This window comes from Nostoc sp. DedVER02 (assembly GCF_034530675.2).
Taxonomy (GTDB): Bacteria; Cyanobacteriota; Cyanobacteriia; order Cyanobacteriales; family Nostocaceae; genus Nostoc.
This window is the reverse complement of the sequence record NZ_JAVRCP020000010.1, coordinates 82,182-105,461: the sequence shown is the minus strand read 5'-3', so window position 1 is coordinate 105,461 and position 23,280 is coordinate 82,182. Positions and strand designations below refer to the sequence as shown.

General features: G+C 41.1%; 19 protein-coding genes. 13 read left to right on the top strand and 6 right to left on the bottom strand.

Annotation, left to right across the window (positions count from 1 at the left end):
* Window positions 1-69 precede the first annotated feature (69 nt).
* A complete protein-coding gene (locus RMZ41_RS13125; RefSeq protein WP_322641841.1) occupies window positions 70-804 on the top strand; it encodes an HAD family hydrolase in 735 nt (244 codons plus the stop codon).
* Window positions 805-972: 168 nt separating this feature from the next.
* Here RMZ41_RS13125 and RMZ41_RS13120 read toward each other — a convergent pair whose 3' ends face one another.
* A complete protein-coding gene (locus RMZ41_RS13120; RefSeq protein ID WP_322641842.1) occupies window positions 973-2,358 on the bottom strand; it encodes an AtzE family amidohydrolase in 1,386 nt (461 codons plus the stop codon).
* A gap of 231 nt (window positions 2,359-2,589) precedes the next feature.
* Window positions 2,590-2,739: a hypothetical protein gene (locus RMZ41_RS13115; protein ID WP_409875250.1), complete on the bottom strand. Its 150-nt coding sequence runs from the start codon at window positions 2,737-2,739 to the stop codon at window positions 2,590-2,592.
* Between the two features lie 226 nt (window positions 2,740-2,965).
* Between RMZ41_RS13115 and RMZ41_RS13110 the strand changes: the two genes are divergently transcribed.
* Together RMZ41_RS13110 and RMZ41_RS13105 are read left to right on the top strand one after the other, a co-directional pair.
* Complete coding sequence (locus RMZ41_RS13110; RefSeq protein WP_322641843.1) at window positions 2,966-3,607, top strand: ParA family protein; 642 nt, start codon at window positions 2,966-2,968, stop codon at window positions 3,605-3,607.
* A complete protein-coding gene (locus tag RMZ41_RS13105) occupies window positions 3,600-4,220 on the top strand; it encodes a hypothetical protein (protein ID WP_322641844.1) in 621 nt (206 codons plus the stop codon). Before RMZ41_RS13110 ends, RMZ41_RS13105 begins: the two co-directional genes overlap by 8 nt.
* 144 nt (window positions 4,221-4,364) lie before the next feature.
* On the opposite strand, the gene RMZ41_RS13100 is transcribed toward RMZ41_RS13105, so the two are convergent.
* A complete protein-coding gene (locus RMZ41_RS13100; protein ID WP_322641845.1) occupies window positions 4,365-5,384 on the bottom strand; it encodes an acyltransferase family protein in 1,020 nt (339 codons plus the stop codon).
* 483 nt (window positions 5,385-5,867) lie between these two features.
* A complete protein-coding gene (locus RMZ41_RS13095) occupies window positions 5,868-6,755 on the bottom strand; it encodes an alpha/beta hydrolase (RefSeq protein ID WP_322641846.1) in 888 nt (295 codons plus the stop codon).
* A 309-nt stretch (window positions 6,756-7,064) separates the two neighbouring features.
* Here RMZ41_RS13095 and RMZ41_RS13090 point away from each other — a divergent pair, with 309 nt between their 5' ends.
* The 8 genes from RMZ41_RS13090 (at window position 7,065) to RMZ41_RS13055 (ending at window position 18,016) form a co-directional block, all read left to right on the top strand.
* Window positions 7,065-7,376: a BMC domain-containing protein gene (locus RMZ41_RS13090; protein ID WP_322641847.1), complete on the top strand. Its 312-nt coding sequence runs from the start codon at window positions 7,065-7,067 to the stop codon at window positions 7,374-7,376.
* Between the two features lie 85 nt (window positions 7,377-7,461).
* Window positions 7,462-7,812, top strand: coding sequence for a carbon dioxide-concentrating mechanism protein CcmK (locus RMZ41_RS13085; RefSeq protein WP_322641848.1), 351 nt, complete (start codon window positions 7,462-7,464; stop codon window positions 7,810-7,812).
* A gap of 1,054 nt (window positions 7,813-8,866) precedes the next feature.
* Window positions 8,867-10,054 carry a HetZ-related protein 2 gene (locus tag RMZ41_RS13080; protein ID WP_322734465.1) on the top strand — a complete coding sequence of 396 codons (1,188 nt, stop codon included), beginning with the start codon at window positions 8,867-8,869 and terminating at the stop codon, window positions 10,052-10,054.
* Between the two features lie 273 nt (window positions 10,055-10,327).
* On the top strand, window positions 10,328-11,557 hold the full coding sequence (locus RMZ41_RS13075) for a pilus assembly protein PilB (RefSeq protein ID WP_322641849.1): 1,230 nt from the start codon (window positions 10,328-10,330) through the stop codon (window positions 11,555-11,557).
* A 394-nt stretch (window positions 11,558-11,951) separates the two neighbouring features.
* Complete coding sequence (locus RMZ41_RS13070) at window positions 11,952-12,635, top strand: Crp/Fnr family transcriptional regulator (RefSeq protein WP_322641850.1); 684 nt, start codon at window positions 11,952-11,954, stop codon at window positions 12,633-12,635.
* Between the two features lie 239 nt (window positions 12,636-12,874).
* The gene (locus RMZ41_RS13065) at window positions 12,875-14,092 is read left to right on the top strand and encodes a lipid-A-disaccharide synthase-related protein (RefSeq protein ID WP_322641851.1); all 1,218 of its coding nucleotides are present in this window, start codon (window positions 12,875-12,877) and stop codon (window positions 14,090-14,092) included.
* A gap of 67 nt (window positions 14,093-14,159) precedes the next feature.
* Entirely contained in the window at window positions 14,160-15,911 is a 1,752-nt protein-coding gene (locus RMZ41_RS13060) for an ABC transporter ATP-binding protein (protein WP_322641852.1), read from the top strand.
* 323 nt (window positions 15,912-16,234) lie between these two features.
* Window positions 16,235-18,016 (top strand): M61 family metallopeptidase, encoded by a 1,782-nt coding sequence (locus RMZ41_RS13055; RefSeq protein WP_322641853.1) that lies wholly within the window; start codon window positions 16,235-16,237, stop codon window positions 18,014-18,016.
* A 100-nt stretch (window positions 18,017-18,116) separates the two neighbouring features.
* Here RMZ41_RS13055 and pyk read toward each other — a convergent pair whose 3' ends face one another.
* The gene (gene pyk / locus RMZ41_RS13050; RefSeq protein WP_322641854.1) at window positions 18,117-19,886 is read right to left on the bottom strand and encodes a pyruvate kinase; all 1,770 of its coding nucleotides are present in this window, start codon (window positions 19,884-19,886) and stop codon (window positions 18,117-18,119) included.
* A 379-nt stretch (window positions 19,887-20,265) separates the two neighbouring features.
* On the opposite strand from pyk, the gene crtR reads away from it, so the two are divergent.
* The gene (gene crtR, locus RMZ41_RS13045; protein ID WP_322641948.1) at window positions 20,266-21,156 is read left to right on the top strand and encodes a beta-carotene hydroxylase; all 891 of its coding nucleotides are present in this window, start codon (window positions 20,266-20,268) and stop codon (window positions 21,154-21,156) included.
* A 303-nt stretch (window positions 21,157-21,459) separates the two neighbouring features.
* Here the strand turns inward: crtR and RMZ41_RS13040 are convergent, their stop codons facing one another.
* Window positions 21,460-22,437: a carbohydrate kinase gene (locus tag RMZ41_RS13040; protein WP_322641855.1), complete on the bottom strand. Its 978-nt coding sequence runs from the start codon at window positions 22,435-22,437 to the stop codon at window positions 21,460-21,462.
* A 364-nt stretch (window positions 22,438-22,801) separates the two neighbouring features.
* Between RMZ41_RS13040 and RMZ41_RS13035 the strand changes: the two genes are divergently transcribed.
* Window positions 22,802-23,065: a helix-turn-helix domain-containing protein gene (locus tag RMZ41_RS13035; protein ID WP_012410583.1), complete on the top strand. Its 264-nt coding sequence runs from the start codon at window positions 22,802-22,804 to the stop codon at window positions 23,063-23,065.
* Window positions 23,066-23,280: the final 215 nt, after the last annotated feature.

The window sequence follows — 23,280 nt, the reverse complement described above, 5'->3', positions numbered from 1 at the left end:
GAGAGACGCGATTAATCGCGTCTGTACAAGGAGTTAGGAATATTAATTAAATAAGTGGGGTGAAATATTGTGGTGACTATTAAATGTAGAAATATCACTTTTGATAATATCCAGGCAATTTTGTTTGACAAAAACGGTACTTTAGAAGATTCTGAAACTTATTTGCGATCGCTAGCACAAAAGGCAACAAGATTAATAGATGCTCAAATCCCTGGAACTGGGGAGCCTCTGCTAATGGCATTTGGCATCAATGGCAATCTTTTAGATCCGGCGGGTTTGATATCGGTAGCAAGTCGCCGCGAAACAGAAATTGCAGCTGCGGCATATATTGCCGAGACGGGAAAAGGATGGTTTGAATGTTTAAAAATCGCGCGTCAAGCTTTGGATGAAGCAGAGAAATATATCGAACAAACTCCTTCACCGCTATTTGTAGGTAGCTTAGAATTGTTGAAATATTTACAGAAAGCAGGCTTGAAACTCGGTATCCTCTCAGCTGCAACAACTGATGAAGTAAATAAGTTTGTAGCGAATCATCAATTAAGTGATTATATCCAATTGGAAATGGGAGTAGATGAGGGGCCGAGTAAACCAGATCCAGTGCTATTTTTGCAAGCTTGCCAAGCTTTGGGAGTTGAACCGGGCGCTACCTTGATGGTGGGTGATGCAGTTGGTGATATGCAAATGGCACGTAATGCTAAAGCCGCAGGTTGTATTGGTATCACTTGGGTGGGTAAGTCAGATAATGTCCGAGGTGCGGATGTAGTGATTAATCAACTTGATGAAATCCAGATTTTAGAAGATTAGCAACCTTAGAGGTTATTTGAAAAGTGTTATGTTGTGATTTGAATCGAATTATTACCCCCCTTAATCCCCCCTTATTTATAAAGGGGGAAATAAGATAATCCGGTTCCCTCCCCTTTATAAGGGTTAGGTGGGGTAAAAAATATTTGATCCAACATTGGTTTACTATAACTACATTACTGGTGCTGAAATTACACCCTTTATTTCTAACGCAGCCGCAACCCGTAAAATCAACGCTTCATTATATGGTGCTGCGATCAATTGTACGCCCAATGGTAAATCATTTTGACGCTGGATTGGAACTGATAAAACGGGTAAACCGATAAAAGATAATGGTTGAGTAAATAGCCCTAAATGAGGACGAATAAGAATTTCTTCACCATCTAAAACCATAGTTTGTTGACCGATTAGCGGTGCAGAAATTGGTGTAGTTGGGGCAAGAATCACATCCACATTTTGAAACACTTCTCGAATGCGATCGCCATACCATTTTCTAAACCTTTGTGCTTGAAGATACCAGCTACTAGGAATTAACGCCCCAGCCAAAAAGCGATCGCGTGTTGCTGGATCAAAATCTTGGGGACGACATCGCAAATTTTCCAAATGTAGATTCGCGCCCTCGCTAGCTGTAATCACAAAGGCTGCTGCACGGGCGCGTTGTGCTTCTGGAATTGTCACATATTGATTGACATTTAGAGCATCAGCGACTTTTTGCACTGCTGCTAAAGCTTCCTGTTCTGCACCTTGGGTAAAATAATCGCTGGCAATAGCAATTCTGAGATCGGAAATATCTTGCTTAAGTTGTGGTAAAACCAATTCAGGCGGACGTTTTGTGCAAATTGGATCGCGATCGTCTTCTCCCTGAAGCACATCAAACACTGTCGCAATATCTTCCACCGAACGCGCAAATGGGCCAATATGGTCAAAACTGCTAGAAAATAAAGCTACCCCAGCCCTAGATAACCTTCCATAAGTTGGCTTCAAACCAAAAACGCCACACAACGCCGCCGGAACCCGAATTGAACCATTAGTATCAGAACCCAGGCTCAGAGGTACTAACCCAGTAGCAACAGCCGCCGCCGAACCACCCGATGAACCACCAGCAACTCGCTGTAAATCATGGGGGTTGTGAGTAGCACCGTAATGGAAATTTTCTGTCACAAATCCATAAGCGTACTCATCCATATTCAAAGCGCCAATTAATACTGCACCCGCTTGTTTCAGCTTGGCTACTGCGGTTGCATCTTGGCTAGCTAATGGTTTTTCTGCATTAATTTTCGATCCCGCCAGAGTTGTTAAACCAGTGATATCAAAAAGATTTTTCACCGCAAAAGGGACACCAGCAAGGATTCCCGGATTATTACCTTGGGCAATTCCTCGATCAATGCGTGCTGCATCTGCTAAAGCCGCTTCAGCAGTCACAGCCGTAAAACAGTTGAGTTGATCGTCCCGTGCTGCTATTCGTGCTAACGCAGTTTTAGTAACTTCCACAGCGCTAGTTTTACCTTGGCGTATAGCAGTTGATATTGTTATGGCATCGGCTGAATCAAAATTCATGCTCAAATATTGAGATATAGGGCAATACGCTTGGGTTAAGGTTTAATTCCTTATCAAAGTATTTTTTTAACAAACCGCAAAGGCGCATTCACCCAGCGTTTTAGAGAAGAACATAAAGGAAGAGAAGAAAGAAATGCTTAACTAAACTGTATTGAGATATAGCGCGTTTAGCTTAAGGAACTCCAACTGCAATGCCAATGCATCGACTTGTTATGCCAATGCATCGACCTGTTATGCAATAATTTTGCGATCGCACTCTAATTTAGGCGTTGCAGAATAGAAATATGAATGAGGGCATTTCATCGGCTGACTAATAAACTCGATCATCCTCAACCAGCGCGACATTTTAGACTCATAAGGCAGATTGTAAGTTGCTGTCATCTAATTTTATAGATTTGATAGCTTCTAAATTTTATTGTTACGAGTTTTCATGTTACTTAGGGTTACATAAAGCGCTATATTCATCATTGGGGACTAGAAACTGGGGACTGAGGACTAAGGACTGGGAAGACAAGCTGGACAAAAAGGAGAATAATAACTCCTAACTCCTAACTCCTAACTCCTAACTCCTAACTCAGCACTAAAAAGGCAGCATCGGAAGCAAGCAGTGCCAAAAATCATCGCTATTCTCAACGGTAAAGGAGGAGTCGGTAAAACGACTACCGCAGTCAATCTGGCTGCAAACTTTGCGAAGAAAAAAAAGGTGTTGCTGATTGATGCAGATATTCAAGGTTCTGCCAGTTGGTGGTTTGGGCGCAGTCAGCAAGGAATGGGGTTTGATTTATCTCAAGAAACAGATCCTAAGCTTTTAAGTGATTTAGGAAAGATAACAGGTTACGATTTAGTAGTGGTGGATACGCCTCCCGCGCTGCGCTCTGAAGCATTAGTGGCGGTAGTTGCGATCGCAAATTATCTAGTTTTGCCTACACCCCCATCCGCAATGGATTTAGCTATCCTCGTGGAAACAGTCAAGGAAGCCGTCATCCCTGTGGGAACCCCCCATCGGGTACTCCTTACCAAAGTCGATACGCGCAGTATTGGGGAAGCGCTAGAAGCAAAAAACACTCTCACTAGATTAGGTATTCCTGCTTGTAATACCTTTATCCGTGCTTATAAGGCTCATGAACGAGCAGCACTTGAGGGTGTAGCGATCGCTCAATGGCGAGGAAGTAATGCACGAGAGGCGGAGTCAGACTACCGCCGTGCAGCTGATGAATTACAGCGTGATTGGAGAAATAATAATGGCTAGGAAACAAAGTCTCTCTGATTTATTACAAGAAGAGGCACAAAAATTTACATCCCCAGAAGGTGAATCTGCGATCGAAGTTACAGCAGAAAAAATTGTCGAAGAAGAAGCTTCATCTGATGAAGAATCCTCATTACAGACAAATGAGCCAACTTCTACTAAACGCACAAGTCCCACTAAGGCTGATTTAGAAGCAACTGTCAAAGAATTGACAGCTAATTTGGAAAAAAGCCATAAAAATGAAGCCTCTCTAGAACAACAAATTACTGATTTGCAATCAAAATTATCTAAACAACAAACCTTAGCATCGGAACAAAAATTATTAGCACAACAGATAGCAAAAGAACTTGATGAAACCAAAAAAGCAGCATTGCAGCTAGCAGACGCAAACTCCAAACTTATAGAAGAAATTAATGCTTTAAAACAAACAGCAGAAGATAATTCTAAAAAACTTGTTGTCAAAGAAACTACTGCTATCAAACCAGTCAAAGACCATTACAATCCCCTTAACTACAAAAAATCACATCGGTCATCGGAAACATTAGCTCAAAATCAACCACAAAATCAACCAAATGAGTATCCTGAGAGTTCTAATGAAATGTGGTTACTTGACTAGTAAAACTTGCCTCAAATCCAGCTAAAATTAACCATACAAGTAGGGGAACTCATAAATTGCCCCTACTCAACCCTTTGTTCAAGTTAAGTAAACTTACGCCATTGTCTACTAGAGTTAGTCAATCATTCAGATAAAATATACTTACTAAGCAATAAACTGCTTTAAAAAAGTTAACTTCAATAAATAAATTGATAAGATAGTAAAAAATACAACAAAAAATCCCTCAATTATAAATATTTCGCTCAAATAAGTTCCAAAAATTCCTATATTTATGCCAACTTGATAATGTTGAACTAGCAAGAAGAATAAGTATTGCCAGTATTTATGTAATGAAAATAAACCAAGAGAGTATTTAGATAACTTTTGTACTAGGAAACTTTCTTTTATTTCTTTTCGAGAATAAATATAACAGAAAATAGTCATAGCTCCAGAAATAATGGAAATTCTGCCATAAATGCTTGAGTAATAGCCAGATGTACGCAAATAAATGTCATGGAACGAAAACAATATAAATGCAATCAGGTAATAAAATTTGAAATTTAATAACTTCTCTGGACACTTAACTAAGTAAAAAGCTATAGGAATATAAATAACAAAATTTATTACCCAATGATAAGGAATACTCAGATTTAGTAAGCAGCAAGCTTCAAAATAAAATAAACAAAATATTACTACTGTAGTGGATATAATTATTTTGAGATAATCTGATTCTATGAGTTGATATAAATAGGCTAAAATTGTCAAACAAATTAGATTAAATATAAAATAGAAAACTGAATCACCAACTAATGGTAAGCTTGGTTCTACACCTTTTATATTTTCCCATGAGAAATTAGGTATTGTTCTCACGGCACTCATAAAAAATATATTCTGAACAATCAACCAAAATAAGTAAATTTTAATTAACTTAATAATTCTTTTTTGAAAGTATCTAAAGTCACTAGAATTTTGAAAAAACAAGTAAAGAGAAACAATATAAAAAATCGGAACGGCTGTTAAAGATAATTGCAGTTCCAAATTCCTCAAATTCTTAGCAAGAATAAATACATTAACAGGAGTAAAATCATTTATAATAAATTGAAATGGGCGTAAATGCCAGATAAAAACAAAACTAATGCTTAATGCTTTTAAGGTATCTAGATTATTATTCCTTTCTATTGCCATAGTTATTTCTCTATAAACTGACTTTCTAGGAAGTGTTCAAATCTATTCGCATGACTTTGCATAGCTATGGCTAGAAAACTTTGTATTATAACGTCTTACAAGCCATTTTTGATTGAACTGTATTGAGCTATATCTTTCCCTAAAATTATGTGAAAATAACAGGAAGAAAATAACGGCTTTTGCAGAAGCCGTCATCAATAAGTGAAAAGCTTTTTATATATGTAACCTTTGCCTGCGTTCAGTAGATTGATAGCATGGGGCTTAGATATGAAGAAAGGGAAAGGGGGAAAGGGTAAAGGGTAAAAGGAACCAGTAACTTAAAAGCAGGGGTTTCAAATATAGACACTGATTTTTATTGTACTAAGTGTCTGAAAAATCTTCTTTTAATATTTTCCATATTTAAAAATACTTGCTCTATACGGTGTGGGAAAAGTTTTACTCTTTTTTTCCCTTCCACCTTTTCGGTAACCCAATATTCCTCGGTTAATTTTGAAAGTTTAAAATATGCTGCGCGGTAATTTGTGGTTGTTCCAGGTGTGGGAGATGGCCACAATCTTGAATCCAGATGAGATTACTTTGTGGAATTGCCTTTTTAAACCTCATTGCATCCCCAGTCCCCAAAATCTTATCGGAATCGCCCCATAGAATAAGCGTTTGTTGCCCAATTTGTGATAATTTTTTGAATCTAAAAGCACTGTAACCACCACTTTTAGTAAAAGTAATCAAAGCTTGATTCCAACTCGGCATTTGTAGGTGTAATGCGCCACAATATAAAGCATCGACAGAAGCAAGACTTTGATTTTTATATCCAATACGGGAAACGCGATCGCGCACCTTCAGATTACTCAAAAATTGAGTTGCTAAATAATCCAAAGGGGGAAACATAAATTTACTTAACGGTGAACCACCCGCCAAGCCTGCACTGTCAATTAACACCAGCTTTTTTACTACTTCCGGGTAAGTTAGTGTAAAATCAATCGCCGTTGCACCCCCCATCGAAGCGCCCACTAAAATTACAGGTTGATTAATTAAGCTTTTCCAAAAATAATAAAGATGGGTTTTAATGGCAGTTGGGCTATAAGCAATCCCTGAGAGTCTATCTGTAAATCCAAAACCCAACAAATCAACAGCCCACGTTTCATTATCTCTAGAAAGCAGTGGCAAAAGCCGCCGAAATTCTAACACAGAACTGTCAAAGCCGTGAATTAATAATATAGGAGTTCCACCACTCCCTTGCTTGACATAAGTTGTGGTAACTGGTTGATTAATTAAAGGAGTAGCGATCGCAGCAGTTTGAATACTCTGAGCTAGTGCGATCGAAGCAGATTCAGTTAGTTGCCCAACTGCTTGAGGGAGAAAATTCGGAAACATAAATTGTCAGTTTATCGTACTAGCTTGCTTTAACTCATCGCTGATGTAGGTTAAACAACAAAATTGCACAAACTAATATCCTGAAGTATTATTTTTAATACATCAAATATAGTCTAGCAGCTAATTAAAACATTCTAACTCCCCATTCCTAACTCTTAACTCCTAACTCCTCACCCTTAACTTTTAATACTCCACTCCCTACTCCTATAGAATTTGGCGGCATCAAAGAAAGTTTTGCAAAATGTCAAAATTGGGACTAAAGCCACGTACAATTGATATCGCCTATCCCTTAATCCAGGAGCTAATGCCATGCCAATGGCGGTTGGCGTAATTGAAACTTTAGGTTTTCCTAGTGTCTTAGCAGCAGCAGATGCGATGGTTAAAGCTGCCGCAGTCACGATTGTGTACTATGGCCAAGCTGAAAGCGCTCGTTTGTTGGTCGCTGTTCGGGGACAGGTTGCTGAGGTAAAAAAAGCTGTTGAAGCCGGAATCGAAGCTGGAGAGCAAGTCAAGGTTGGTACAGTAATTACCCACTACATCGTTCCCAATCCCCCGGAAAATGTTGAAACCATATTACCAATCCATTTCACCGAAGAGTCTGAACCTTTCCGCATTTTCTAAGCAATTTCGCCATCAAAATCTGTAGCGAAGCTTCGTACAATTAACTTGTAACCCCCATCTCGTTTATTCATACAGGAGATTAATAATGTCATTACAGGCAGTTGGAGCACTTGAAACGAAAGGTTTCCCTGCGGTGCTAGCAGCAGCAGATGCTATGGTAAAAGCTGGTCGAGTCACCCTCGTTGGATATATCAGAGTGGGTAGTGCCCGTTTTACGGTTAATATTCGTGGTGATGTTTCTGAGGTAAAAGCGGCTATGGCTGCTGGTGTTGAAGCCGCAGAAAGTGTATATGGCGGTACTCTAGAATCCTGGGTGATTATTCCTCGTCCCCATGAAAACGTCGAAGCTGTTCTACCAATTGCTTATACAGAACAAGTTCAACAGTATCGAGAATCTTTAGAAAACCCCATTGTTAGATCGTCGAATAATCGATAGATTCAACCCTGTGCGGGGAAATTCAAAACGAAGAATCCCCCTAAACAAATCTAACTAGAGAAGTTTCTAATATGACTTCTGAGTAGTAAACTTTTGAGGGTTGCATTATTTCTGTTTTTAGATTTTGCATAAGTTTAATTTTCAAGCAGAGAGAAAGCAACGGTCAGAGTCAATAGTCAAAATTAATATTGACTGTTGACTGTTCATTTTTATGAGTTTAAAAAAGTTTTTCATAATAACTTGTCAATGATTAGAAGCAGAGTTTTGACAACTTTCTACCACTAAAAGCCTGATAATTATTATCTAATTTTAGATATTAAGGTTTTATATAACGCAATACCGTTGAGATAAGACCAAAACACTTGTAGAGACACCGATAAATCGCGTCTCGAAAACCAAAAATTTTTACCAATAGCCCTTAACTGAACCATATTGTTATATAATATACTACAAAATATGCTCTTAAATACCAGCATACGTATATATACTTAAATAAAATAAAAATATATTAATGAAATATAACTTAATACAATTTATCTCAGGTTTAATTCTCCCTAATCCTCGTGAGGGAGGAGGAAATTAAGCCCATTTCTAAAAAAGCTTGGGGGAAATTCTGGGGCAAAATATCACTAACAGCAAGTGTATTAAGGTTTAATTAAGTATTTTACTACGTAATGCGTGGTAAAGTGTTGAAAATTATACGGGTTAAAAAACGTATGATATTAAGTTAAATTAGATTCGTTCCTCGGCTTGGTTACAAAATGTCAGATTTTTCCTACCCTCTCTTGAAAGGCTTTATTATTGCCACTCTAGGGGGATTTTTGTTCTTAGTTAAAAATATAACTTTACAAAAATTTTAAAATACCAGAATTGCTCCAAACAGCTTATATATAAGGGTTTGGAGGCATTTTAAAGTTGAGAGCAAAACACTAAGGCGAAAGTTTTTGCATAATTCTCTTGAATTAAGACGTAATAAAAGTGGAATCACTGAGATATTTTCATGATTCTCATGAAATCTGGGACAGCTGCCAGTTAAACAATTAGGTGGGGATAAATGGGGGTTGTGATGCAAACTTCAAAATTAAGTTTCGAGGAGCGCAATCTCACTATGACAAAGGATGTGGAAAAACTGGCTTTAGATTGGCAAAACCGTTTGCTTGCAGAATGTCCAGACCAAAATGAAGCTACCAGACAAAGTATTATTCTCTGGCTTTTAGGATCTGACTCAAAACGTTTTGATCTGTTGAACCCAAAAGAACTTGAGATCGCCAAACAAGCGATGGAATATCGTTGGAGGATTTTACGTCAACGCTATTTGGGGTTTGGACGGGAACGTGCTTATCGGAACTTGATAACGCGGCTCGGAAGTTTAGTGACATTACGGAATAAGATTCAGACTTGGGTTTCCCTCAGCCGCGATCGCCAGCGTAGTGTTATGGATGTGTTGCAAGAGGTACTCCAAGAATTGCTGCAAACCGATGCCTACATGCAACAACAAATGGCCGATCTTGCCAAATATACAAGCGATCGACGATTGGGAGATGCTCTGCTATTTGCCACTGTAGAAGAATATTGTCTGCGACCAGTACGCAATCAACCTTTATTAGCTTATCGATTTGTAAATTACCTGCGTCGGACTCAGCGCGGTGGCTTAACCCAAGTACCTGGTCGTGACTTGATTAGACTGGTGTCAGAAGAAGTTCTCACCGACGACAGTGACAATCGAGTTAACTTAGTGGATAGTCAAGCGATCGCAGAATATATTGAAGCACAACAGCAAGAAGAACAACAAGTTTTACGGCAATCAGTCCAAAAAGAATTAGAAAATTATTTACAAGAAAATCTGGGTACAGACGCAGTGGAATGGCTACGACTGTATCTGCAAGGTAAGTCCCAAGAAGAGATCGCCCACAAATTAAATAAGCAGGCTAGAGAAGTATACCGTTTGCGAGAAAAAATTAGTTACCATGCAGTACGTGTTTTTGCTCTCAAAGGTAAACCAGAACTCGTAGATAATTGGCTCTCAATTTCTTTGCAAGAACATAACTTGGGGTTAACCCAAAGCCAATGGCAGCAACTTGATGAAAAGTTAACTCCTCTGGGGCGGCAGATCCTAGACTTGCGAAAAGCAGGTAACTCGATAGAAGCAGTAGCCCAACAGTTAAAACTCAAAACCCATCAAGTTTTAGGCGAATGGACAAGAATCTATCTTGCAGCCCAAGCTTTAAGAACCAACGAATAGCCAATTTAGATCCTAGCAGGCAAGATACATGGGGAATGGAGGAGCAGGGGAAGAAGAACTATTAATATTATGATCTTTTATACCCCATGCCAATGCCCCATACCCAATATCCTAATCCTCAGTATTATCCCTAGCCTGCAATCAAAACTCCATCTTCTATTTACGTTTACTTAAGTATATATAAGTGAAATTTTAACAATCCAACAAAGTATCTTTATTAACTACCTAGTAAATTAGAGGCAAAATATAAATAAATACCACACAATCAAATTTATGTTGTCTTCAGAGGGTGAACTAAATAATACGGCAGCAAATGGACAGCAAATGCTAACTGCTGCTCAAGCTAGATGGGAAGAAGAAGAGGAACGCAAGCAAATATTCCAACTGATAGATAGTCTTTTATCCTTTGAAGCTTGCCTCTACCACCAGATTTTACCCTTTGGATTAGAAGACAAAAACTTCTTGTTAGGTATGGTTCATCCAGAAGATAGCGAGGCACTAGATTATGTTGGTGGTATTTTGTCTTATCTCAATTACACAATGGTGATTGAAGCGATCGCATCTGACGCTCACCGCAGAATCTTGTCAGCCTACCTCAATCATAAGAATACATCCCAACTAAATGCCCAACAAGGGCATCAGCCGACAGCCGACTCTCCCCAACAAAATAGCCCAGCTAGCATTGCTGATAAACTTATTGCTTCTCTAAATACCGACTCTGAATCAAATCAGCAACCAATATTGATGCTATTTGAGACATCAAAGCGTCAACATTCTGGGCAGCGTGTAGATTTGCCTCCTATCCCAGAGCTAGATCCATCATCTCAAACAACGAGAAGTCATGAAGGTAAGACTTCCGAAATAGCTGCACCAAAAAATTTACCAATTTTACCTACCCAAGTTCCTGAACTACTTACTCCTATTGAGTTGCTAACAACACTACCACCTAAGAAATTACTAGAAGAATTACTAGGGCGCATTCTGGCTGGGGGAATTGGTCGGCTGTATTTAGAAAGACAAGCTTACGAAGCCAGAATACTATGGAGTGACAATGGAATCTTGCAGTCTGTATTAGATAAACTGCCACTCTCTGTTTTCCAAGGAGTACTGAATGAATTAAAGCGGTTTGCTTCCTTACCTCTTACCACAGTTTCAGAACCAAAACAGGTAGAGAAGGAATACGTATATCAAAAAAATCGCTTATTATTACGCTTGCGAGTCATGCCAGGAATCTACGGTGAAGAGGCAACACTGCAAGTCCTACGGGGAGCAGCATTAAAGTTCTATCAAGAACAACAATTGATGCGTCTAGGACGCGATGCTTTAGGAATTTCTCAGCAACTAAGTTTCAAGTTACATGAACTACAAGAACGGCTTTTACTGAATCCCAGTCTTGATTCTCAGCAATCAGAGGCTTTAGTTACCCTAAATCAATTAGTAAAAAATTTAGACCAACAGATCAAAATACTGGCGCTACATAGCAATTCCCCACAGAGGGAATAGGGAATTGGGAATTGGGTAAATCCACGGCTTGTAAAGCTGGGATTGTAACAAGGACACCAAATTTAAGAGCGCTGTGCGCCTCGAAAAACATCTTTTTTAAAATCGGCTTTTGATCCATAACTCAAGTTTCTATCACTGTTGCTAATTCCCAATCCCTAATCCCCAATCCCCAATCCTCAATTCCCTACCCAAAGGGTTTTGTCAGTGAAACCTCTGATTTCGATCGCATACATAATTGTTATGTTGTAATAGAATTCTAGACCGATCGACCTTAGAGGTTCAGATCAAATAAATACGAATTTTGCGATCGCATTCTAAGTAAAATTACGGTTTAAAAAACTTATAGTAACGAAATTATTTTCACGCTCTTGAATCCATTTCTTGCAGATATTTCATGTTAACTGAGGTTTTTAGTGAACTTTTCCCCTTGATGAGTACAGCCAACCCCCAGACCTTAGAATGGCTGCTCAACGTTGCAATTGAACATGAATACCCATCTGGGCGAGCCGTTGTGATGGAAGATGCCTGGGGTAACGCCGTTTACTTCGTGGTTTCTGGTTGGGTCAAAGTCCGGCGTACCGTCGGGGAGGATTCAGTAGCTTTGGCAATTTTTGGTCGTGGCGATTTTTTTGGAGAAATGGCAATTTTGGATGAATCTCCACGCTCAACCGATGTCATTGCCCTTTCACCCGTAAAGTTGCTTAGTATCTCCAGAGAGCGTTTTATTCAAATATTGTTTAAAGACCCGCAGTTACATCATCGAATGTTGCAACTGATGGTGCGGCGATTGCGGCAAATTAACCAGCGCTTACAAATGCGGTCTTCACCACCAGCAGTCAAACTCGCTCATACTCTAGTGACTTTAGGCGAAAGCTATGGTCAGGAATCAGACTTAGGAAGAGAAATTTTTAATGTTCCCTTTAAAGATTTAGCAGAAGTTACAGAAATCGGCGTTGATGAAACTACCAAAATTATGGAAAAACTCCATGAAAAAGGGTGGATCAAGATTGATAGCGCTAACAACATCAATTATCTTGTGAACTTCAAACAGTTGATGAACTTGGCTGGTAAAGTGTGACTGCTTTATTTATTCAGCGACAAGTAAGTCGGCAGAAATAAATTCAACTAGATTACGAAACGTAAATAGGCTTTAAACTCTTACCAATGACCAATGACAAAGGACAAATGACAGTCCCCACTAGTTAGCCTTAATAGCATCAACCTACTTACAAATTGTTTGACTATCTTGGACTAGTCGCCCAATGTAGGTTTAAAATCTTCACCAAGCAAGCATTTTAGACCTATCCAAATCCCAAGATGCCTTTTAAGCGAATCTTGTTTATCAGTAACGGCCACGGAGAGGACAACCATACCTCTCATGTAATTCAGACCCTGCGCCAATTGTGTCCTTCTATTGAGATGGCAGCAATGCCGATTGTGGGCGAAGGAAAAGCTTACCGCAGCTTGGACATTCCCATTATTGGCCCGACCCAAACAATGCCCTCTGGAGGATTCTTTTACATGAAGCGCCTCTATTTGCTCAAAGATTTTCAATCGGGACTAATTGGGTTAACGTGGCGACAGTTACAAGCGGTGTTACAGTATGCTCCCAACTGCGATTTGATTATGGCTACTGGAGATTTTATCTCCCAGACTTTTGCTTACTTAACAAAGCGCCCTTACGTCTCGTTTATCTCTTGTCTTTCTGCCCTCTATGAAGGGCAATTGTATCTCAATCCACTGCTGTGGCATGATTTAAATTCTTCTCGATGTCTGGGAGTTTTCACCAGAGATTCCTATACGGCTTCTGACCTTCAACGCCAAGGTATAGCTAAAGCTCAGTTTGGTGGTATTCCAGCTTTAGATTACCTCGTCCCCACGGGCAAAGACTTGCATCTGAAACCCGATATTCCCACGATCGCTCTTTTACCAGGATCGCGAATGCCAGAAGCGGCGCGAAATTTTTGTTTGCAGTTACAACTGGTGGTAGAAATTGCCAAAGTGATGCCTGAGTCAGGATTCCAGTTTCGTGCTGCCTTAGTACCAAATTTGATGGCGCAACTAGACGACATTGCTAAAAGTCAAGGTTGGCAACTGAATCAAGGCGTACTCACTTATTGCCCGCCAGGAAGTTCTGCTGAGGAATCACCCCTTGTAGAAGTGAGATGTTATTCAGATGCCTTTAGTGATATTTTATGTAACTGTAGCCTTGTCATTGGTATGGCAGGGCTGGCAGTGGATTTAGCAGTGGCGATCGGCAAACCGATTATCCAAATTCCTGGAGAAGGCCCCCAATTTACTTATCAATTTGCAGAGTCGCAAACCCGGCTGTTGGGAATTTCTGCCCAAGTTATCGGCACTAAGCCAGCAACCTCTGAGATTCTTCAGCAAGCGGCTCGAAGAGTCGTCGAAACTTTACAAGATGTAGACTACCTTGCCAAGTGTCAAGAAAATGGCCCTCAGCGATTTGGACCACCCGGCGCATCTGAAAGAATAGCCCGCTTTTTGCTAACCTCTCTAGGGGAAACTGAGTAGAAATTGTGTCAGAATTCAGAATTCACATGAATTCTGACACAGCTGCTAAATTTCAATAGTGAAGGTTATGAAAGTCCGCTCTAGCTACTGGCAACTGTTACCTTATCTGTGGCCCCAATGGCCGCTTTTAGTTCGGGGATTCGCTTGTATTTTAGGATTTGTGTTGCTTACCTTAGCAATACCTTACCTAGCAGGTCAGGTTGCTTTTTTTCTTGGTCAGGGAAATGTTAATCAGATTGCCTACTGGCTGGGAATAGGTACTTTAGTATTTTTATTTCGAGGGCTTTGTCAATACGGGCAGAATGTCTTTATGATTGCTGCTGCCCTCAACATGGTTTTAAACTTGCGTAAGCGGGTTTACGCCCATCTGCACAAACTCGGATTAGATTACTTTGAAACTACACAGACTGGCGATCTCACTTATCGGCTGACTGAAGATATCGATCGCGTCGGTGAGATTGTAGACAAGTTATCTCATCAATTTCTTTCCAATCTCTTGCAGTTGATTGCGATTCCCATTTACATGCTTTACCTGAATTGGCAACTCACCCTTGCAGGTTTGCTTTTGGCTCCCTTGATGGCTTGGTTAATCGGGCAATTTGGTCAGCGATTACTTGTGCTATCTCGCCAGAGTCAAAATCAGGTTTCCAATTTGTCGGCGCTGCTAACTGAGGTATTTAGCGGGATTCGCGTCGTCCAAGCTTTTGCAGCACAAGGGTATGAAGTTAAGCGATTCAATCAGGAAGCAGAACGCAATCGCCAAGCTAAGTATCGTGCTTTACAACTCAAATCTATTCAGTTTCCCGTTGTTGGTTTTTTAGAAGCAGTTAGCATTATGCTGCTGTTTCTCTTGGGAGGATGGCAGATTTCTCAAAATCAGTTGACAGCCCAAGGCTTTATCAGTTTCTTAGCTGCTGTGGCTATACTGATTCAGCCAATCGACCTGTTGATTAGTAATTACAACGAGTACAAACAGACCGAGGCTTCTGTCGAACGCATCTTTGAATTGATGGCGAAGCAGCCTAGCTTAAGCGAACAATCCAATGCTAAGGAACTACCACGAGTTGCTGGCAAGGTAGAGTATCGTCATGTCAATTTCGCCTACAATCCCAGCCAACCAGTCCTCAAGGATCTCAGTTTGCATACTTCTCCTGGCAATGTGATTGCCTTGGTTGGTTCTTCTGGGGCGGGCAAATCGACTTTAATTAATCTTTTACTTCGCTTCTATGACCCTCTTGAGGGCGAAATTCTCATTGATGATATAAATATCCGCGATGTCACACTTACCAGCCTCCGCCGTCAAATTGGCATTGTTCCCCAAGACATTACCCTGTTTTCAGGAACGATCGCCGAAAATATCGGTTACGGTCAGGAAGAATTAGATTTGCCAGCAATTGAGGAAGCAGCAAAGATTGCTAATGCTCACTCCTTCATCACCCAATTTTCCCAAGGTTATCATAGCTGGGTAGGGGAACGGGGAGTCAATTTATCTGGTGGACAACGCCAAAGATTAGCGATCGCCAGAGCGATCGTCAACGATCCTCGAATTCTGATCCTGGATGAAGCCACTTCTGCCTTAGATTCGGAATCAGAAGCATTAGTTCAAGAAGCGATCGAGCGAGTGATGCAAAACCGTACCGTGTTTATTATCGCCCATCGTTTGAGCAGTGTTCGTAGGGCTGACTGCATTCTCGTACTAGAACAAGGAGAGTTGGTTGAAACTGGTACTCACACTTCCCTCTTGTCACAGGAAGGACGCTATGCCCGTTTTTATGCCCAACAATTTTACTCTACAGATGAGCAAGGAAATAAAGAGTAAGTAGAGACGCGATTAATCGCGTCTAGGAAATGGGAAATCAAACATCTGAGAACCTTCCGCCAGTGCAGATTTTGGTGCGTTGGTCTAGCTCATCGTAGACATTGCAGGCTGCTAAATATGGTTGAAATACCCAAATGACCTGTAAGAATTATGTACAATGCATAAATACTATATGAGTTACGCAAAAGAAATAAACTGTAATCTTTATTTGAGAGCAAGCGGATTTATCCGTGGGGTCTTAACTACTAATTACTATTTTCTCTACAAGACGCTCCGCGATCGCAAAGGGGAATACCCCATCAACAATTACCTCAGCACCCAAGATGACTGAAGCAACAGCAACTCGTCCCAACGCCTACATCCACCAAACCGGGCCAACGATTCATTACTTGGTGGCAATGTCTCAACCAGAAACCCATCTGTTTGAAGTAACTTTGCACCTTGTCAATTATCCCTCACCGATTCTCGATTTAAAATTGCCGGTGTGGACACCTGGTTCTTACTTAGTTCGGGAATATGCCAAGAATTTACAGGATTTTGGAGCTTTTGCAGAAGAGAAGCCTTTACCTTGGCGAAAAATCAGTAAAAATCACTGGCAAGTAGACAAAACTGGTGTTTCAGAATTAACTGTACGTTACCGCATTTTTGCCAATGAGCTATCGGTACGGACAAATCACTTGGATGCTACTCACGGTTATTTTAATGGGGCGGCACTATTTTTCAGAATCCCAGGCTGGGATAAGCAACCGATTCGCGTCACCATTGTACCACCACACCCGGAATGGCAAGTAACTACTGCTCTAACTCCCGTTGCTGAAGAAACAAATACTTTCTTGGCTAGCGATTTTGATACTTTGGTGGATACTCCCTTTGAGATTGGTAGCCACCAATTGTATAAATTTGAAGTCTTAGGAAAACCCCATGAACTGGCAATTTGGGGGAAAGGTAATTACCAAATTCAGCAGTTGATTGCTGATATCCAAAAAATTATTCAGGTAGAAGCGCAGATGTTCGGCGGTTTGCCTTATGAACGATATGTGTTTCTGCTACATTTATTTAGTCAAGCTTTTGGCGGTTTGGAGCATAAAAACTCTTGCTCGTTAATTTATCAACGTTTTGGGTTTCGCGCTCAGGAAAAATACGATCGCTTTATGCAATTAGTAGCGCACGAGTTTTTTCACTTGTGGAACGTCAAACGAATTCGCCCAAAAGCATTAGAGGTTTTTGATTACGACCAAGAAAACTACACACCATCATTATGGTTTTGTGAAGGTACTACCAGTTACTACGATGTGTTAATTCCTTTGCGGGCAGGAATTTATGATATTAAGTCGTTTTTAAATAATTTGAGTAAAGAAATTACCAGATATGAAACGACTCCAGGGCGCAAGGTACAACCCGTTTCCGAGTCGAGTTTCGATGCTTGGATTAAACTCTATCGCCCCGATGCCAATAGCGGTAACTCCCAAATTTCCTACTATTTAAAGGGAGAAATGGTATCGTTGTTGCTGGATTTACTGATTCGCTCTACTCACAACAACGAGCGTTCTCTTGATGACGTGATGGTGAAAATGTGGCAGCAATTTGGTAAAGATGAAATTGGCTATACCCCAGAACAGTTGCAGGAAGTTATCGAATCTGTCGCCGGAATCGATTTGACTGATTTCTTTAAACGCTACATTGATAGTACTGAAGATTTGCCTTTTAATCAGTATTTGGAACCCTTTGGCTTGCAATTGGTAGCTGAACAGCAAGAAGAACCTTACTTGGGTGTGAGAATAAATACAGAGAATGGGCGGGAGATGATTAAGTTTGTGGAAACTGGTTCACCTGCACAAGTAGGGGGAATTGATGCAAGTGATGAGTTGTTAGCAATTGATGGGATTAAGGTGACAGCAAATAGTTTAAGCGATCGCCTGAAAGATTACCAACCAAACGATACCATCCAAGTTACAGTTTTCCACCAAGACGAACTGCGTACTTATTCCATTAAACTCGCGTCACCACATCCCACTCGATACCAAGTAAAACCTGTTGATTATCCTAACTCCACACAGCAGAAAAACTTTGCTGGATGGCTTGGAGTTGCGATCGGGACTGTTTAATTTAGGGAATTGGGAATTGGGCATTGGGAATTGGGAATTGGATAATAATCAATAGTTCTTCTTCCCCCTGCCCCCTGCTCCCTGCCCCCTGCCCCCTGCCTTAAGGCGTTCTCACTGCCCCAGAGTAAATTAAACCGCGTTGCAGATCGAGGGTTATAATCGCTCCATCTCTAATCGCCTGTGTTGCCTGCTTCACGCCAACAATCACTGGCACGCCGAGACGTAAACCAATGACGGCCGCGTGACTTGTAAGACTTTCCTCTTCCGTAATAATTCCGGCAGATTTACGAATAGCTTCGACAAAATCAGCACTAGTGCGCGGTGCAACTAATATATCTCCCGGATTAAAGTTACTAGCATCCATGCCAGTATTAGCCACCCGTGCGCGACCACTCACTAAACCTTGTCCGAGTCCGATTCCATGACCTAGTACCGCCGTCACCACCTCTACTTTAATCAAATCTGTAGAGCCGGAAATTCCCTGGAGTGTACCAGCAGTCATCACTACTAAATCTCCTTCAGACAGTAATTTCAACTCCTGAGCCACGTTGATTGCAGCTTGAAATGTCTGACCAGTGGAAGGTAATCCTAGCACCAATAATGGTTTTACTCCCCACACCATCTGTAGCTGCCGTGCTACATTCACATGGGGAGTCACGGCCAAAATCGGTGTTTGGGGACGGAATTTAGAGACATTGCGAGCAGTTGCCCCAGTTTGCGTTAGGGTCATGATTGCAGATGCACCTAGTTGTTCGGCAATTTGACCAACAGCTTGACTAATAGCATTGGGAATGGAGCGCCGGGAATCTTTTAAAGAACGCAAGTTTAAATGTTGAGCTTCCTCCTGCTCCATCCGCTCGGCAATCCGCGCCATTGTCGCCACTGCTTCTACAGGGAAGCTACCCACGGCAGTTTCATTGGAGAGCATCACCGCATCCGTGCCATCCAAAATCGCATTTGCCACATCCGACACTTCGGCGCGGGTGGGGCGAGGATTGCTCACCATGCTGTCTAACATCTGGGTGGCGGTAATGATCGGAATCCCCAAGCGATTTGCTGTAGCAATTAGCCGCTTTTGAAGTACGGGAACATCTTCTGCTGGCAGTTCCACGCCTAAGTCGCCTCTGGCAACCATCACACCATCACATAAAGCCAGAACTGCCTCCATTTGTTCAATGGCTTCATGTTTTTCAATTTTGGCAACCACCGGCACTTGTTTGCCTGTACTGGAAATTAGTTCTTTAATTTCGATCATGTCTTGCGGATTGCGGACAAAGGAAAGTGCCACCCAATCTACACCTTGATCTAGACCAAACATCAGATCCTCTCGGTCTTTGTCGGTCATTGCCTTAATTGACAGGTAAACGCCGGGAAAGTTTACGCCTTTGTTGTTAGAAAGTTTACCAGGGACGGTGACGCGACAATGCAAATCACCTTTGTCGCGGTTAATCTCTTCCACCAGCATTTCTACTCGTCCATCGTCGAGGAGAATTTTTGCGCCAACAGGGACTTCTTCGGCTAAATAATCGTAGGTGACGCAGCTAATTTCCTGTGTCCCTATTACTGGGCGATTTGTCAAGGTAAAGCGATCGCCTTTTGCCAAAACGATCGATCCGTTGTCAAATTTCCCTAAGCGAATTTTTGGCCCCTGCAAGTCTTGGAGAATAGCCACTGGTTGATTTAGTTCAAAGGCGGTTTGCCGAATTAAGCGAATACTACGCTGATGATCGGCATGAGTTCCGTGGGAAAAGTTTAGCCGCAGCGTCGTGGCTCCCGCTTCAATAATCGCCTTGAGCATTTCAGGACTGCTAGTAGCGGGGCCAATAGTAGCAACAATTTTTGTCCGGCGCAGAGAATCTCTTAATTGCATAGGGGCTGAAGTGAGGGAGCTATCTGGGAAGTCATCGTAACTTAAGTTGGATCTCCTTTTCAGTCACTGCTGTACCAATAAATGTAAGCAGTTAGAGAGGTTTTATCGGAGAGTAAGGGCTGTGGGATAGACTAGATATAGTACATCAATCTTGTATCTATCCTCCCAACGAAAGAGTTTATCCCATCAACTTTTTGCCAATTGCCATACCCCATTTATCAGTCAAGATTAGTTCTTGTTTGGAATGATAGCGCTATTCATCTACTGATATACAAAGCCGTGGATAAATATTGCTATACAAAAGGTTACAAAACTTTATTCTTCCCTAATATTTGTCGTATATTCGTAATGTTTGATTAAGAAGGAGTCAATGTTAGAAATGATCGCATCGGAGGCACAAAAGCCAATGACAATCCCGCCAAAGGAATTTTTAGCGCCTCCTGGTGATTTTAATCCCACGCTACTGCTGTTTTTGGTAGCTGTAGCAATGCTGGTGTTATCTAACTTTGGTTACTGGCTGTGGGAATGGCCGCACTGGCTATGCTTTAGCGTTAACACTATTGCTTTGCATTGTGCTGGGACGGTTATTCACGATGCTTGTCACCAATCAGCCCATCGCAACCGGGTGATGAATGCGATGTTAGGGCATGGTAGTGCATTGATGCTAGCTTTTGCTTTTCCAGTATTTACGCGAGTGCATTTACAGCATCACGGCCATGTCAACCATCCCAAAGACGATCCAGATCATTATGTCTCTACGGGTGGGCCGCTATGGTTGATTGCAGTGCGGTTTTTGTACCATGAGGTGTTTTTCTTTCAACGGCGACTATGGCGCAAATATGAGCTATTAGAATGGTTCATCAGCCGCTTGATTATTGGTGTAATTGTTTATATATCAGTGCAATACCATTTTTTGGGTTACATTCTGAACTTTTGGTTTATACCCGCTTTTGTAGTGGGGATAGCACTGGGATTATTTTTTGACTATTTGCCCCATCGTCCTTTTGCAGAACGCGATCGCTGGAAAAATGCTCGTGTCTACCCAAATCCAGTTCTCAATATTCTAATTATGGGACAGAACTATCACTTAATTCATCATTTGTGGCCTTCGATTCCTTGGTATAATTACCAACCTGCATACTATGTGATGAAGCCACTTTTAGATGAAAAAGGATGTTATCAAAGTTCAGGATTGTTACAGAAAAAGGACTTTTTTGAGTTTGTTTATGACATCTTTTTAGGAATTCGGTTACATCACCAAAAAGATTGAAAAAGAAGTCAGAAGTCGGAAGTCAGAATTCAGAATTCAGTAGTCAGAATATAATCAGTGGAGGATTCAGATCCGCCACTGATTGAAGACACGAAATTTTCAATTTGATGGTGATTTTAAACCTGTTTATTCATCCGCTCTTTCGTTCAAAATTCATTCTGTTAGCGATAGCGGGGCGTTTAGCCCATTCTGGCTCCTGACTCCTGAATTCTGTTTGATAAATAATTTTGGATTAGACAGTCAGCAGTTCTTCTTTGAATATCAGCCATTAAAGACTGATATTCTTGTTGGTTTTACTAGTTTTTAAAGTTTGTGTGTGCTTAAAAACGCTTCGACTTCCGCATTTGTTGGCTGGGAAGCGATCGCACCTGGTTTAATGGTAGTCAGTGCCCCAACAGCACTGGCGTAGGTAACAATGCGTTTTGCTGTTTCGGCATCCCGCAAGCTGTGGATGCCATTCTGACTCAGTTGATGGATAAATCCTGCCAAAAAGCTATCTCCTGCACCAGTGGTATCAACTACGGGGATGGAAAAGGAAGGTAATTTGCCTTCATTCTCACCCAAACAGTAGGCGCAACCATTTTCTCCATCTGTTACTAATACTCCTTCAATCGAAGCCAAGCGGTAAGTGATGGCTCCGGGATCTGCGGTTTCAAATAGCCATTCCGCCTCTTCTTTGGAGAGTTTGAGAAAATCGACTCGCTTAAATAATTCTGGAATTTTTTGATGAGCGATGTTTGGCTCATCCCAAAATACAGGCCGCCAGTTGACATCTAACACAATCTTCAGATCGTAATTTTCTGCTAACTCTAAAGCGCGGTAAATTGCTTTTTCACTTTCAGGATAGGCTAATTCCAAAGTACCCAAAACCAGAAAATCTGCCTCTTGAAACAGCGAATCTGGCAATTGTTTGGCTTGCAGACGAGTATCGGCAAATTCTGCGGTGTCATACTCACCAAATCCGGCAAAGGTGCGATCGCCAGCCAGATCCCGTGTAACATAAACTTGCCGCGTTGGTGCTGTGGGATGACGTTGTACTCCTGTTGTATCTACACCCACATCTTGTAATAACTTAACCAGTGCATTTCCTGGTTCATCTTCACCAACGGCTCCAATAAATCCTGCTGTCGTCCCTAGCTTCACTAAAGCACAGGCTACGTTAGCCGGTGCCCCTCCTGGGTAGGGAGTCCAAGATTTAACTTCTTCTAGCTTTAACCCTAATTGATCGGCTAAACAATCAAACAAAATTTCGCCAAAGCACAAAACACGCGAATTGCTCATTTCATTTTAGATTTTAGATTTCGATTTTGAATTAAGAATTTACAGTATAAAATCTACAACAATTTTTGCTAATCTGTCGCCAGTTCTTCATAGAATTCAATAGCAATTTTTGCTACTCCATAACATCTATCTGCTTCTAAATGATTGCCTAAAACATCTAAATATTTTTACTAATTTTTATCTTAAAGCAAGTGTTGTATAATACTTGTATATTATTGTGATTTATATTCTTGCCAACTTTAAATCCAAAGAAAATATTGACAATAGTATTACTGTTAACACTTGAAACCCCTACCAACAAAAGAATCTTCTAGAATTAGAAAGAGCGGTTAAGTACATATACCAAAGGAGCATAGAAATAGTCATGGCTGGTGGCAAGTCTGAGACCCCCGTTAGTCTGTCAGACAGAGAACTGCAAATTATCGACCTAGTGGCCGCTGGCTTAACTAACCAAGAGATTGCAGGAAAGCTGGAGATTAGCAAACGTACAGTTGATAACCATATCAGCAATATTCTGACCAAGACCGAGACAGAAAATCGAGTAGCTCTTGTGCGCTGGGCTTTACAGTGGGGCAAAGTCTGCTTGAATGATGTTAATTGCTGTCTTCTGCCTAACCAGATCGAATAAACAATCTACTAGTAGTAACGTAATTGCTCTGGTCTGGTATGGTGACAAGCCAATTTTGAGGTTTACTGATTTCCCTCTTCACGCCTAAGTTTTCAGTGCGAACATTCTACCAAAAGTGCCGAGTCCTTCCCTCAGCTGGAGTTTATGTTAGTGGAGCCAGCTGACCTTCGGACTCGGAAACTATAATTCATATCAGAATTCCTTTCCAAATTCAG